The sequence below is a fragment of the Streptomyces inhibens genome (assembly GCF_003389455.1).
In the GTDB taxonomy this organism is placed as follows: domain Bacteria; phylum Actinomycetota; class Actinomycetes; order Streptomycetales; family Streptomycetaceae; genus Streptomyces; species Streptomyces inhibens.
The window spans coordinates 1-12128 of sequence record NZ_QUAC01000075.1 but is presented as its reverse complement, the minus strand read 5'-3'; the positions used below and the strand labels follow the sequence as shown (position 1 = coordinate 12128).

General features: G+C 70.4%; 16 protein-coding genes. 10 read left to right on the top strand and 6 right to left on the bottom strand.

Going from position 1 to position 12128, the window contains the following annotated elements; genetic code table 11:
* Positions 1 to 346, bottom strand: a 346-nt coding sequence (locus DY245_RS10665) for an S-adenosylmethionine:tRNA ribosyltransferase-isomerase (protein WP_244942970.1), incomplete at its 3' end; no start/stop codon positions are given.
* On the bottom strand, positions 343 to 1212 hold the full coding sequence (locus tag DY245_RS10660; protein ID WP_128505983.1) for an SDR family NAD(P)-dependent oxidoreductase: 870 nt from the start codon (positions 1210 to 1212) through the stop codon (positions 343 to 345). The genes DY245_RS10660 and DY245_RS10665, both read right to left, overlap by 4 nt.
* Positions 1213 to 1401: 189 nt before the next feature.
* On the opposite strand from DY245_RS10660, the gene DY245_RS10655 reads away from it, so the two are divergent.
* The 5 genes from DY245_RS10655 to DY245_RS10635 all read left to right on the top strand — a co-directional run bounded on the left by DY245_RS10655 (position 1402) and on the right by DY245_RS10635 (position 4476).
* On the top strand, positions 1402 to 2547 hold the full coding sequence (locus tag DY245_RS10655) for a GAF domain-containing sensor histidine kinase (protein ID WP_128505981.1): 1146 nt from the start codon (positions 1402 to 1404) through the stop codon (positions 2545 to 2547).
* 1 nt (position 2548) lies between these two features.
* Positions 2549 to 3238, top strand: coding sequence for a response regulator (locus tag DY245_RS10650; protein ID WP_280524963.1), 690 nt, complete (start codon positions 2549 to 2551; stop codon positions 3236 to 3238).
* Between the two features lie 190 nt (positions 3239 to 3428).
* The gene (locus DY245_RS10645; RefSeq protein ID WP_128505979.1) at positions 3429 to 3671 is read left to right on the top strand and encodes a chaplin; all 243 of its coding nucleotides are present in this window, start codon (positions 3429 to 3431) and stop codon (positions 3669 to 3671) included.
* Between the two features lie 156 nt (positions 3672 to 3827).
* Positions 3828 to 4073 (top strand): chaplin, encoded by a 246-nt coding sequence (locus DY245_RS10640; RefSeq protein WP_128505977.1) that lies wholly within the window; start codon positions 3828 to 3830, stop codon positions 4071 to 4073.
* A 157-nt stretch (positions 4074 to 4230) separates the two neighbouring features.
* Positions 4231 to 4476 carry a chaplin gene (locus DY245_RS10635; RefSeq protein WP_128505975.1) on the top strand — a complete coding sequence of 82 codons (246 nt, stop codon included), beginning with the start codon at positions 4231 to 4233 and terminating at the stop codon, positions 4474 to 4476.
* A 105-nt stretch (positions 4477 to 4581) separates the two neighbouring features.
* Here the strand turns inward: DY245_RS10635 and DY245_RS10630 are convergent, their stop codons facing one another.
* A complete protein-coding gene (locus DY245_RS10630; RefSeq protein WP_128505973.1) occupies positions 4582 to 5388 on the bottom strand; it encodes a hypothetical protein in 807 nt (268 codons plus the stop codon).
* 90 nt (positions 5389 to 5478) lie between these two features.
* On the opposite strand from DY245_RS10630, the gene DY245_RS10625 reads away from it, so the two are divergent.
* The 4 genes from DY245_RS10625 to DY245_RS10610 all read left to right on the top strand — a co-directional run bounded on the left by DY245_RS10625 (position 5479) and on the right by DY245_RS10610 (position 8634).
* Positions 5479 to 6291, top strand: coding sequence for an ABC transporter ATP-binding protein (locus DY245_RS10625; RefSeq protein ID WP_128505970.1), 813 nt, complete (start codon positions 5479 to 5481; stop codon positions 6289 to 6291).
* A gap of 59 nt (positions 6292 to 6350) precedes the next feature.
* Positions 6351 to 6764: an NfeD family protein gene (locus DY245_RS10620; protein ID WP_128505985.1), complete on the top strand. Its 414-nt coding sequence runs from the start codon at positions 6351 to 6353 to the stop codon at positions 6762 to 6764.
* A gap of 101 nt (positions 6765 to 6865) precedes the next feature.
* Positions 6866 to 7804, top strand: coding sequence for an SPFH domain-containing protein (locus DY245_RS10615; RefSeq protein WP_128505968.1), 939 nt, complete (start codon positions 6866 to 6868; stop codon positions 7802 to 7804).
* 62 nt (positions 7805 to 7866) lie between these two features.
* Complete coding sequence (locus tag DY245_RS10610) at positions 7867 to 8634, top strand: sulfite exporter TauE/SafE family protein (protein WP_128505965.1); 768 nt, start codon at positions 7867 to 7869, stop codon at positions 8632 to 8634.
* 33 nt (positions 8635 to 8667) lie between these two features.
* On the opposite strand, the gene DY245_RS10605 is transcribed toward DY245_RS10610, so the two are convergent.
* From DY245_RS10605 to DY245_RS10595, 3 genes are all read right to left on the bottom strand, one after another.
* A complete protein-coding gene (locus DY245_RS10605) occupies positions 8668 to 9171 on the bottom strand; it encodes an HNH endonuclease (protein ID WP_128505963.1) in 504 nt (167 codons plus the stop codon).
* Between the two features lie 391 nt (positions 9172 to 9562).
* Positions 9563 to 10102, bottom strand: a complete 540-nt coding sequence (locus DY245_RS10600) for a YbhB/YbcL family Raf kinase inhibitor-like protein (protein ID WP_128505961.1) — start codon at positions 10100 to 10102, stop codon at positions 9563 to 9565.
* 43 nt (positions 10103 to 10145) lie between these two features.
* Positions 10146 to 10928, bottom strand: a complete 783-nt coding sequence (locus DY245_RS10595) for a sporulation protein (RefSeq protein WP_128505959.1) — start codon at positions 10926 to 10928, stop codon at positions 10146 to 10148.
* A gap of 172 nt (positions 10929 to 11100) precedes the next feature.
* Here DY245_RS10595 and DY245_RS10590 point away from each other — a divergent pair, with 172 nt between their 5' ends.
* Positions 11101 to 11751 (top strand): DNA-3-methyladenine glycosylase, encoded by a 651-nt coding sequence (locus DY245_RS10590; RefSeq protein WP_128505957.1) that lies wholly within the window; start codon positions 11101 to 11103, stop codon positions 11749 to 11751.
* Positions 11752 to 12128 lie beyond the last annotated feature (377 nt).

Sequence of the window (12128 nt, the reverse complement as noted above, 5' to 3'; positions counted from 1 at the left end):
CGTCCGGGCTGCGCAGCTCCACCGCCCAGCGGCCGGCCACCGCCCGGCCCGCCGGGTGCCCGCGGTCCGCCCGCGTCGAGAAGTGCACCACCACCGGCTCGCCGCGCCCCCGGCCGTCCCCGACCCGGCCGTCCACCGCCGCCGGCAGCGTCCGCGAGGTGTTCACCACCAGCACGTCCCCGGCCGCCAGCAGGTTGGGCAGCTCACCGAAGGCGTGATGCCCGACCTCGGCCGCACCCCGGCTCACCAACAGCCGTACGGCGTCCCGGCCCAGGCCCGGCCCCCGCTGCTCGGCCGGCACCCGGGCCGACAGCTCCTCCGGGACCTCCAGCACCTCCGCGATCATCGCGAGCCGCCCGGGTCCGCCGCTCCGGCCAGCAGATCCGCCGCCGCGTACCGCCCGCTGACGGCCGCCTCGTCCAGCAGCCGCAGCAGCGCCGGGACCACCGTCTCGGGCAGCGGCCGCCCGGAGTCGTCATCGTCCGGGACGGCGGCCGCGTACAGATCGGTCCGCATATCGCCCGGGTCCACCCACCACACCCGCAGCCCCGGCTCCTCCACCGCGAGCACCGCCGACTGCTGATCCAGCGCCGCTTTCGCCGCCCCGTATCCGCCCCAGGTGGGATACGCCTCGACGGCGGCGTCGGAGCTGATGTTGAGGATCGCCCCACCTGTCCCTACATAAGGGGGCGAATCGTACATTCCGGCATTTCGGACATCTGACAGGTAAGGGTGTGAATCGTATGCACCGGCATTGTCGGCACCCCTTATATAGGGTATTTCTCCCACATAAGGAATATCGCCCCCGTACGATGCCAAATAGGAGGAAGCGCGCAATAGCGGCAAAGCCTCCTGGACGAGACCCAGCGGCGCCACCACATTCACCTCCAGCGCCGCCCGCAACCCGTCCAGCGGATGGTCCGCCAGCCGCACCAGCGGCTCCGCCCCCAACACGCTCGCGTTGTTCACCAGCAGATCGAGCCCGCCCAGCTCAGCGGCCGCGGCCACCAGCGCCGCCCGGTGCCCGCCGTCCGTCACATCCCCGGGCAGCGCCACCACCCGCACCCCCGTCTCGTGCAGCTCCCGCGCCGCCGCCTCCAGCGGCCCCGCCGACCTGGCGTCCACCACCAGATCCCAGCCGCGTCCGGCCAGCCCCGCGGCGAGCGCCCGGCCCAGCCCCTTCGATGCCCCCGTGATGATCGCCACCGGCATGATCGCGTCCCCTTTCCCGGCCGGGCCGGCCGGCCCGAGCCCTCGCCCTCACCGTAGGAACGCCACCGTCCGCCGGGCGTCGGGCGACGGACCGGCCGTGGCCAGGGCATTCGGCCTAGGCCGGTAGGCCTAGGCGGCAGCCTTCGCCGGACGGATACGGGCCGCCCGCCCCGCCGGTACGGTGAGGCCATGACCAATGGACGGGGAGCCGGGATCCCCGCGGTGAGCACCGCGATCCTGGCGATGAGCAGGCATCTGGAGGTGCGCGACGTCCTCAAGACGATTGTGGCCTCGGCCCGCGAGCTGCTGGACGCCGAGTACGCCGCACTGGGAGTGCCCGACGATCACGGCGGCTTCGCCCAGTTCGTGGTGGACGGCGTCAGCGCCGAGCAGTGGAAGGCCATCGGCCCACTGCCCCGCCAGCACGGCATCCTCGCCGCGATGCTGCACAACGCCACCCCCGAGCGGCTCGCCGACGTACGCAAGGACCCCCGCTTCGGCGGCTGGCCCGCGGCCCACCCGGACATGTCCGACTTCCTGGGCCTCCCGGTCGCCGACGGCGACGAGATCCTCGGCGCCCTCTTCCTGGCCAACAAGCGCTGCCCCAAGCCGTCCGGCAGCTGCGGCTTCACCAAGGACGACGAGCGACTGCTCGGCATACTCGCCCAGCACGCCGCCATCGCCCTCACCAACGCCCGCCTCTACGAGCGCAGCCGCGAGCTGACCATCGCGGGCGAGCGCGCCCGGCTCGCCCACGAGCTGCACGACGCGGTCGCCCAGAAGCTCTTCTCACTCCGCCTCACCGCCCAGGCCGCCACCGCCCTGGTCGACCGCGACCCGGCCCGCGCCAAGGACGAGCTCCACCAGGTCGCCGCGCTGGCCGCGGAGGCCGCCGACGAACTGCGCGCCGCCGTCATCGAGCTGCGGCCCGCGGCCCTGGACGAGGACGGCCTGGTCGCCACCCTGCGCTCACAGGCCCAGGTCCTGGACCGCGCCCACTCCGCGCATGTCACCTTCGCCGCCCAGGGCGTCCGGGCGCTGCCCGCTGCCCAGGAAGAGGCGCTGCTCCGGGTTGCCCAGGAGGCGTTGCACAACGCCCTGCGCCACTCCGGCGCCGAGAACGTCGAGGTGACCCTCGCCCGCAACGGCCAGGGGGCGCTGCTGCGGATCGCCGACGACGGCTGCGGCTTCGACACCGGCATGGTCCGCCGGGCCGGCCGCCACCTCGGTCTGGTCTCGATGCACGACCGCGCCGGCGGCGTCGGCGGAAAGCTCACCGTGGAGTCGGAGCCCGGCAAGGGCACCGCTGTCGAGATGGAGGTGCCCGGTGGCTGACATCGAAAAGGGCGGCGCGGCGCGCATCGGCCGAAGGACGGTCGCGGGCGAAGGGCGGGCAATCCGCGTACTGCTCGTGGACGATCACCAGGTCGTACGCCGGGGGCTGCGGACGTTCCTGGAGGTCCAGGACGACATCGAGGTGGTGGGGGAGGCCTCCGACGGAGCCGAGGGCATCGCCGCCGCCGAACAGCTGCGCCCGGACGTCGTCCTGATGGACGTCAAGATGCCCGGCATGGACGGCATCGAGGCGCTCCGCAAGCTGCGCGAGCTGGCCAACCCCGCCCGGGTGCTGGTGGTGACCAGCTTCACCGAACAGCGCACCGTCGTCCCGGCACTGCGCGCGGGCGCGGCCGGCTATGTCTACAAGGACATCGACCCGGAGGCGCTGGCCGGCGCCATCCGGTCCGTACACGCCGGGCATGTCCTGCTGCAGCCCGAGGTGGCCGAGGCGCTGCTCGCGCAGGACGAGGGCAACAGCAGCCAGGGGCGCGGCACTTCACTCACCGACCGTGAGCGCGAGGTGCTCGGCCTGATCGCGGACGGCCGCTCCAACCGCGAGATCGCCCGCGCGCTGGTGCTGTCCGAGAAGACCGTCAAGACCCATGTCTCCAACATCCTCATGAAGCTCGACCTCGCCGACCGCACACAGGCCGCCCTGTGGGCCGTACGGCACGGCATCGGGGTCTGAACTTCGTACGCGGCCGGGGGGCCGACAGGCTTTCCGTACGACAATGCGTCAAGCAGAACGTCGCCTCCCGGTCCGAGATTCATACTGTCGTGTAGCTGTAGCCCATTCGGCGTATCCCTTCTCGCGCCGGTCCGTTGTCCAGAGCAGTCGTGACGGCTGGTCACGACATCGGCAACGAGGAGCAAGAGAAGTGAAGAACATCAAGCGGGTAGCGGCCATCACGATGGCGGCGAGCGGTCTCGCCCTCGCGGGCGCCGGCGTTGCCTCGGCCCACACCCCGCAGGCGCAGGGCGCCGCGGTGCAGTCCCCGGGCATCGTCGCCGGCAACGACGTCCAGGCCCCGGTGCACGTCCCGGTGAACGCCTGCGGCGACACCGTCAGCGTCGTCGGCCTGTTCAACCCCAGCTTCGGCAACCCCTGCGTCAACAACTGACCGCAGGCACGCCCGCACGACCCGCCTGACCCGCGCGACGCCCCAGTTGGCGCGGGTCGGGCCGGACCGGCCCCGTCACCCGTGGGCGTGCGGCCGGTCCCTCCCCTCAGTCACTGTCATTCCGGCTCTGTGCCACCACGTGAGGAACTCGCCCCCATGAACACCGCCAAGAAGGCCGCTCTCGTCCTCGCCACCACCGGACTCGCCCTCGGAGCAGCTGCTGGCTCGGCGTTCGCCCACGACGGCGCGCAGGCCGACGGCAAGGCCGTGACGTCCCCCGGCATCGGCTCGGGCAACCTCGTTCAGGCCCCCGTGCACATCCCGGTGAACGCCACCGGCAACACCGCCACCGTCATCGGTGCGCTCAACCCCACCTTCGCCAACGAGTCCGTGAACTTCTAATCGCCGGCTCGCTCGCACGATCCTCCTGACCCGCGCCGCGCCATGGTCCACGCGGGTCGGGCCGGACCGGTCCCGTCACCCCGTGGGCGTGCGGCCGGTCCCTTCCCTCAGTCACTGTCATTCCGGCTCTGTGCCACCACGTGAGGAACTCGCCCCCATGAACACCGCCAAGAAGGCCGCTCTCGTCCTCGCCACCACCGGACTCGCCCTCGGTGCCGCCGCCGGCTCGGCGTTCGCCACCGACTGCCCGCAGGCCGGTGGCAACGCCGTGACGTCCCCCGGCATCGGCTCGGGCAACCTCGTCCAGGTCCCCGTGCACGTCCCCGTGAACGCCACCGGCAACACCATCAACGTCGTCGGTGTGCTCAACTCCGCCTTCGGCAACGCCACCACGAACAACTGAGGTTGTCCGACGTGGGATGAACAGCTCACCCTGCCCTGAGCTGTGCGGCCCACCTCGGCGACGGCCCCGCCGGACCACACAATGGTCCGGCGGGGCTCGCCGCGTTCACCCCCGGCGCCGCTCCCGCTCCTCCACCGCGGAGTTGTACGCCGCCACCTGCGCCCGCCGGGCCGTACGCTCCACCGGCCGCAGCGCCTCGGCACGGGCCGCGATCTCCGACGAGCTCACCGCCCCGCCGTGCTCCCCGCCCGCCTGGTGCGCGATGTCGATGAGCGCACCGACCCGTTGTGCCAGCTCCAGCACCCGCACCGCACGTGGCGGGTATCCCGGGGCCAGCACCTGCCGGCCGGCCTCCGCCCGCGCCCGGTACGCCTCCAGCGCCGCCTGTGCCACCGGACCGGCCCCGGCCACATCGAGCTTCGAGAGCACCTCGGTCGCATCCCGCAGCGCCTCCGCGAGCTCCCGCTCCGCCTCGCCCAGCGACGGCACATCGGCCGGCGGCGCCTCGCGCACCGGCAGACAGCGCCAGACCACCTCCACATGCACATCGGGCCCGGTGCCCCCCTCCGGCCCGGCCTCGTATATCTCCGGAACCAGCCCGAGCCCGGCTCCGGTGGCGAGCACCGCCTCCTCGGCCTCCAGTGCCCGCGCATTGAATTCCGGCGGCCCGCACAGCCCCAGCGGATGGCCGGGCGCCGGCAGCGCCACCCGCAGGCCGACCGCCCCCAGGGCGCGCAGGCGCCCCAGCGCGAGCGTCAGCCCGACCGGCGCCTCCTCTCCGGGCAGGTCCTCCACGCGGTGCACCGCATCGTCGTCCGCGATCCGATGCGCGGCTTCATCAGGCGAGACAAGTCCGGCCAATAGGGCATTTCCCCATGCCGCCAACCGTCCCGAACGAGGTTCATCGAGCATGGTCCCCAGCCTAGGGAACGGCACTGACAACGAGTGGCGTAGGTTTGCAGGGGGGCTGCGCCTACAGGTGCACACGACGACCGAGAAGCAATGGGAGACAACGCGCTCATGAGCGATGTGCTGGAGCTGGTGGACGTATCCGTGGTCCGCGAAGGACGGGCTCTGGTAGACCAGGTCTCCTGGTCGGTGAAGGAGGGCGAGCGCTGGGTGATCCTCGGCCCCAACGGCGCCGGCAAGACCACCCTGCTGAATGTCGCCTCCAGCTACCTCTTCCCGACCGCGGGCACCGCATCGATCCTCGGCGAGCAGCTCGGCAAGGTCGACGTCTTCGATCTGCGCCCGCGCATCGGCATCGCCGGCATCGCCCTCGCCGACAAGCTGCCGCGCAGCCAGACCGTCCTGCAGACCGTGCTCACCGCCGCGTACGGCATGACGGCCAGCTGGCAGGAGAACTACGAGGACGTCGACGAGCAGCGCGCCCGCGCCTTCCTCGACCGCCTCGGTATGAACGACTACCTCGACCGGAAGTTCGGCACCCTCTCCGAGGGCGAGCGCAAGCGCACCCTGATCGCCCGCGCGATGATGACCGACCCCGAGCTGCTCCTGCTGGACGAGCCGGCCGCCGGCCTCGACCTCGGCGGCCGCGAGGACCTGGTGCGCCGCCTCGGCCGCCTCGCCCGGGACCCGTACGCACCCTCGATGATCATGGTGACCCACCACGTCGAGGAGATCGCCCCGGGCTTCACCCATGTCCTGATGATCCGTCAGGGCAAGGTGCTGGCCGCCGGCCCGCTGGAGCTCGAACTGACCTCCAGCAACCTCTCCCACTGCTTCGGCCTCCCGCTGATCGTCGAGCGCAACGGCAACGACCGCTGGACCGCCCAGGGTCTGCCCCTTCGCTGACCGATCGCGCCCTGTCCCGGACAGCCGCACGGATCTACCATGAAGCCGTGGATCCATGGGTGTGGTGGCTGATCGCCGCCGTAGGGCTGGGTATTCCTCTCGTCGTGACCGCGATGCCCGAATTCGGGATGCTCGCGGTCGGCGCCGTCGCCGGTGCCGTCACCGCAGCGCTCGGTGGCGGCATCGTCCTGCAATTCCTCGTGTTCGCCGCCGTGTCGGTCGCGCTGATCGCCGTCGTACGCCCCCTGGCCAACCGTCACCGCGGCCAGAGCCCCCAACTCGCGTCCGGAATCGACGCGCTCAAGGGCAGGAGCGCGATGGTCCTGGAGCGGGTCGACGGCGGTCAGGGCGGCCGCATCAAACTCGCCGGTGAGATCTGGTCCGCCCGCGCCCTCGACGGCAACCAGGTCTACGAACCCGGCCAACAGGTCGACGTCGTCGAGATCGACGGCGCCACCGCTGTCGTCATCTGACCCGAACACGCTGCGCGACGAGCCACGACTCTGAAACACTGATCAACGTCAAGCCGGTCGCCGGCCGGCACGGACCAGCAACGAAGGGCACGGGAGCCGCTGTGGAACCGATCATCATCGTCCTGATCATCCTGGTGGTGCTCGTGTTCATCGCACTCATCAAAACGATCCAGGTCATCCCACAGGCCAGCGCGGCCATCGTCGAACGCTTCGGCCGCTACACCCGCACACTCAACGCCGGCCTGAACATCGTCGTCCCGTTCATCGACTCCATCCGCAACCGCATCGACCTCCGCGAGCAGGTCGTGCCGTTCCCGCCGCAGCCGGTGATCACGCAGGACAACCTGGTCGTCAACATCGACACCGTGATCTATTACCAGGTCACCGACGCCCGCGCCGCGACGTACGAGGTCGCCAGCTACATCCAGGCCATCGAGCAGCTCACCGTCACCACGCTCCGGAACATCATCGGCGGCATGGACCTGGAGCGGACCCTGACCTCCCGTGAGGAGATCAACGCGGCGCTGCGCGGCGTCCTCGACGAGGCCACCGGCAAGTGGGGCATCCGCGTCAACCGCGTCGAGCTGAAGGCCATCGAGCCGCCGACCTCCATCCAGGACTCGATGGAGAAGCAGATGCGCGCCGACCGCGACAAGCGTGCCGCCATCCTCCAGGCCGAAGGTGTCCGGCAGTCCCAGATCCTCACCGCCGAAGGTGAGAAGCAGTCCTCCATCCTGCGCGCCGAAGGTGAGGCCAAGGCCGCCGCACTGCGCGCCGAGGGTGAGGCCCAGGCGATCCGGGTGGTCTTCGAGTCCATCCACGCCGGCGACCCGGACCAGAAGCTGCTCTCCTACCAGTACCTCCAGATGCTCCCGAAGATCGCCGAAGGCGACGCCAACAAGCTCTGGATCGTGCCGAGCGAGATCGGCGACGCCCTCAAGGGCCTCGGCGGCGCCCTCGGCAACTTCAACCCGTCGTCCGGCGGCGGCAGCATCCCCAAGCCCAGCTCGCCCAACCGCGAAGCGCCCCCGATCGACTGATCCCGGTGCCCCCTGGTGCATGATCGGCCAAGCACACACCGATCATGCACGGGGGAATCAGCGTGACCATCTGGGAAGCCGTCGCCGTCTTCGCCGCGGGGCTCGGCGCCGGCACGATCAACACCATCGTCGGGTCCGGCACCCTCATCACCTTCCCGGTGCTGCTCGCCTTCGGCCTGCCACCGGTCACGGCCAATGTCTCCAACACCCTTGGCCTGGTGCCCGGTTCGCTCAGCGGCGCCATCGGCTACCGCCGCGAACTCGCCGGCCAGCGCCGCCGTCTGCTGCGCTTCGGCATCACCGCCCTGATCGGCGGCCTGGGCGGCGCGATCCTGCTGCTCGCGCTGCCCTCCAAGGCCTTCGACACGATCGTCCCCGTACTGATCGCCCTCGCGCTGATCCTCGTCATCGCCCAGCCCAAGCTCGCCGCCGCCCTCCGCGCCCGCCGCGAACGCAACGGCACCACCGCCCACCGCGACGGCGGCCTCGCCCTGCTCGCCGGCCTGCTGCTCGCCAGCGCCTACGGCGGCTACTTCGGCGCCGCCCAGGGCGTGCTCTACCTCTCCCTGATGGGCCTGCTGCTCAGCGAGGACCTACAGCGCATCAACGCCCTCAAGAACGTCCTCGCCGCGATCGTCAACGGCGTCGCGGCGATCTTCTTCCTCTTCGTCGCCACCTTCGACTGGACCGCCGTCGCCCTGATCGCCGTCGGCTCCACCCTCGGCGGCCAGCTCGGCGCCAAGGTGGGCCGCCGCCTTCCGCCCACCGCCCTGCGCGCCGTCATCGTCATCGTCGGCCTGCTGGCCATCGTCCAACTCCTGCTCAAATAAAGGGAGTTGAACGATGGCCCCGGCTGTTGAGCGCTACGCCGGCAGCGCCAGCCACTCCGGCAGCCCGTCCCGTACCGACACCCCCAGCGTCGACAGCAGCGCATCCGCCGGCGTCGGCTCGAACGGCCGCCGCAGCAGCTGCATCCCCGCCTGATCGGGCGTACGGTCCGCCTTGCGGTGATTGTCCTCCGCACACGAGGCGACGGTATTCAGCCAGGTGTCCCCACCGCCGTGCGACCGCGGCACGACGTGGTCCACGGTCGTCGCCCTACGCCCGCAGTACGCACACCGGTGCTGGTCACGCACCAGTACCCCCCGCCGCGACCATGGCGCCCGTCTTCGGAACGGCACCCGTACGTACCTGCTCAGCCTGATCACCTGCGGCACCGGTATGTCCACCGAGGCGGCACGGATCCGCAGCCCCGGGTGCGCGTGCTCGACGACGGCCTTGTCCTGCATGACCAGCACCACCGCGCGCCGCAGCGACACCGTCGACAGCGGCTCGAAGCTCGCATTCAGCACCAGCGTCTCGCGCATCCCGTCCACCTCCCGGACCCACATCGCCCCCGTGGCGAAGTTGCTCCACTGTGCAGCGGCAGGTATTCCCCGAACAACGCAATTTCCGCATGCCACAAGGGAAATGGAGAGCGAGAGGAAGATGAAGACCGGGTGATCCGACAGCGCCTGACGCGCCCGGAAAAGAGTGCGCTCCGGGTCCCACCCCCGTGAAACACGCGAGACCCGGAGCGAACGGCAGCCGGCGAGGACACCCGCACGAGTGCGAGCTCCGACGAACAGCGGACGACACACCTGCGCCCCGCCGCTCCCGCCACTGCGGTACCTGCTGCCCGACGCCCTGATGAAGGGGCGGCGGCACAGACACCACTGTGCGTGGGGGAAGCGCCGGGGCGCAACGGAATTACGGCGCTCAGCCCGCCGCGGTCACCTCGTACTCGGCGATCAGCTGGGCTCGTCCGATGGCGTGGAACCGCAGATTGAATCCCACGACGGCAGGCGAGGCTCCCGCGTCCGGCCCGAGCTTCTCCTTGTCCACCGCGTACACCGTGAACACATAGCGGTGCGGACCGTCCCCGGGCGGCGGCGCCGCGCCCCCGAAGTCACGCGTCCCGTAGTCGTTACGGACATGAACGGCGCCCTTGGGCAGACCCTTCATGTCCCCGGACCCGGCGCCGGCCGCCAGCTCCGTCACCGACGCCGGAATGTCGAACAGCACCCAGTGCCAGAAACCACTGCCCGTCGGCGCGTCGGGGTCGTAGCAGGTGACGGCGTAGCTCTTCGTCCCCGCGGGAGCACCCTCCCACCGCAGGTGCGGCGAGCGGTTTCCCTTGGCGAAGACCTGCTCCGGCCGCAGCGTCCCGCCCGGCTCCACCTCGTCGCTCAACACCGTGAACTCCGGCACCGGCGGGTGGAAATCGTGCGGGAGCGGCCGCCGCTTCAGCTCGGACACCTCGACACCTCCTGGTCGCTTGCTGACACTTTGTCCGGCCAGGTTAGAGCCAGTTCCGCTTGCCGCCGACCTCCGCCAGCCACTGGTTGAGGTATGCCGCCCAGTCGGTCGCCTCGAAGTCGTTCAGCCCCACCGTGAACGACCGGTAGGTGTCCGACCCCTCGGTGAACAGCCCCGGCTTCTTGTCCATCTCCAGTACGACGTCCATCTCCCGGTCGTCCGCCACGAACGACAGCTCGACCTGGTTCAGCCCCCGGTACTGCTGCGGCGCATGGAACTCGATCTCCTGGTAGAACGGCAGCCGCTGCCGCGTCCCCCGGATGTGCCCCTGCTCCAGGTCGGCGGCCTTGAAACGGAACCCCAGCCGCCCGAAGGCGTCGAGAATCGCCTGCTGCGCCGGCAGCGGGTGCACATTCACCGGGTCGAGGTCACCGGAGTCCACCGCACGCGCGATCGCCAGCTCCGTCGTCACCCCGACACTCATCCCGTGCAGATGCGTCCCCAGGAACGTGGTGATCGGCGTCTCCCACGGAATCTCCAGCCCGAACGGCACGGTGTGCGCCGCACCCGCCTGCACCTCGAACGCCCCGCCCAGCTGCACCTTGGTGAACTCAACGTTGCGCTTGTACTCCTCGTCCCCGCTCTCGACCTCGACGCGCGCCTGCAGCCCGACCGACAGCCCCTGGATCTCCTGGGCCACCGACCCGCCCTGGATCCGCACCTCGCCCTGCACGACCCCGCCCGGGACGACGTTCTCCTCAAAGAGCACCGTCTCCACCGACGCGCCCCCGGCGCCCAGGCTCGCCAGCAGCTTCTTGAATCCCATGCTCGTCCTCCCCAGGCGAAACGCCTGTGCTCTTGATATAGCTCGCCGAGATCTCGGCTTGATTCCTACGAACGCGGAACCACGCAGGCCGGTTCCACCGCCCACACCTTCCCAACCCCGACGCCCCCATGGCCAGTCGCCGCCCATAACGGCTGCACTACCCTCGGGCCGCATGACCGACGTACCGGAACGTATGCCGCTCACGCGCGACTTCTTCGACCGCCCGGTTGTGGACGTGGCCCCCGACCTGCTGGGCCGCACCCTCCTGCGCCACACCCCCGACGGCCCGATCGAACTCCGGCTGACCGAGGTCGAGGCATACGACGGCGAGACCGACCCCGGCTCCCACGCCTACCGGGGCCGCACCGCACGCAACGCCACCATGTTCGGCCCGCCCGGCCATGCGTACGTCTACTTCATCTACGGCATGTGGTTCAGCCTCAACGCGGTCTGCGGCCCCGAGGGCATGGCGAGCGGAGTCCTCCTGCGCGCCGGCGAGATCCTCACCGGCGCGCCCCTGGCAGCCGGCCGCCGCCCCAAGGCCCGCAGTACCAACGAACTGGCCAAGGGCCCGGCCCGCCTGGCCACCGCCCTCGACATCGACCGGACCCTCGACGGAGCCGACCTGTGCACCGGCGGCACCGCCCCCCTCTCCCTGCTGCACGGCCGCCCGCCCGCCCCCGAACGGGTCCGCAACGGCCCGCGCACCGGCGTCGGCGGAGACGGTGCCGACCACCCCTGGCGCTACTGGATCGCCGACGACCCGACCGTCAGCCCCTACCGCCGACACGTTCCCCGTCGCCGCGCCACCAGCGCTACTTGACTCGCCCTCGCCAACCGCCTAACGTAGCCCGAGCCGCTGGAGACGGGCAGCGCTATTTTGCGCAGACCGCCAGGCGGCACAACCAACTACTCCGCACGATTCCCTGACGGGTCTTTTTTCGCGTTGTCGAAATTCGACCCCGCCGGCTCGATTATGAGTCGCCAAGGAAAACCGCTAAAGTAGTAACCACGCCGAAAGGGCAGCACTGAAAAGCTGCACGACGGCGGACCTCCGACAGTAAATCGGACCGAATTCGAACCGACTGCGACTTTCGAGAAGCAGGGATCGAAAAGAGTCTGATAGAGTCGGAAACGCGAAGAAGCCGAAAGGCCGAATCGCACCGGCGAAAATCGGAGCCGCAAGGATCTGATAGAGTC

What these genes read in the sequence shown, in the direction of transcription:
- DY245_RS10660 (WP_128505983.1), bottom strand. Translation starts at nt 1,212, where the DNA reads ATGCCGGTGGCGATCATCACGGGGGCATCGAAGGGGCTGGGCCGGGCG.
- DY245_RS10655 (WP_128505981.1), top strand. Translation starts at nt 1,402, where the DNA reads ATGACCAATGGACGGGGAGCCGGGATCCCCGCGGTGAGCACCGCGATC.
- DY245_RS10640 (WP_128505977.1), top strand. Translation starts at nt 3,828, where the DNA reads ATGAACACCGCCAAGAAGGCCGCTCTCGTCCTCGCCACCACCGGACTC.
- DY245_RS10635 (WP_128505975.1), top strand. Translation starts at nt 4,231, where the DNA reads ATGAACACCGCCAAGAAGGCCGCTCTCGTCCTCGCCACCACCGGACTC.
- DY245_RS10630 (WP_128505973.1), bottom strand. Translation starts at nt 5,388, where the DNA reads ATGCTCGATGAACCTCGTTCGGGACGGTTGGCGGCATGGGGAAATGCC.
- DY245_RS10625 (WP_128505970.1), top strand. Translation starts at nt 5,479, where the DNA reads ATGGGAGACAACGCGCTCATGAGCGATGTGCTGGAGCTGGTGGACGTA.
- DY245_RS10605 (WP_128505963.1), bottom strand. Translation starts at nt 9,171, where the DNA reads ATGCGCGAGACGCTGGTGCTGAATGCGAGCTTCGAGCCGCTGTCGACG.
- DY245_RS10595 (WP_128505959.1), bottom strand. Translation starts at nt 10,928, where the DNA reads ATGGGATTCAAGAAGCTGCTGGCGAGCCTGGGCGCCGGGGGCGCGTCG.
- DY245_RS10590 (WP_128505957.1), top strand. Translation starts at nt 11,101, where the DNA reads ATGACCGACGTACCGGAACGTATGCCGCTCACGCGCGACTTCTTCGAC.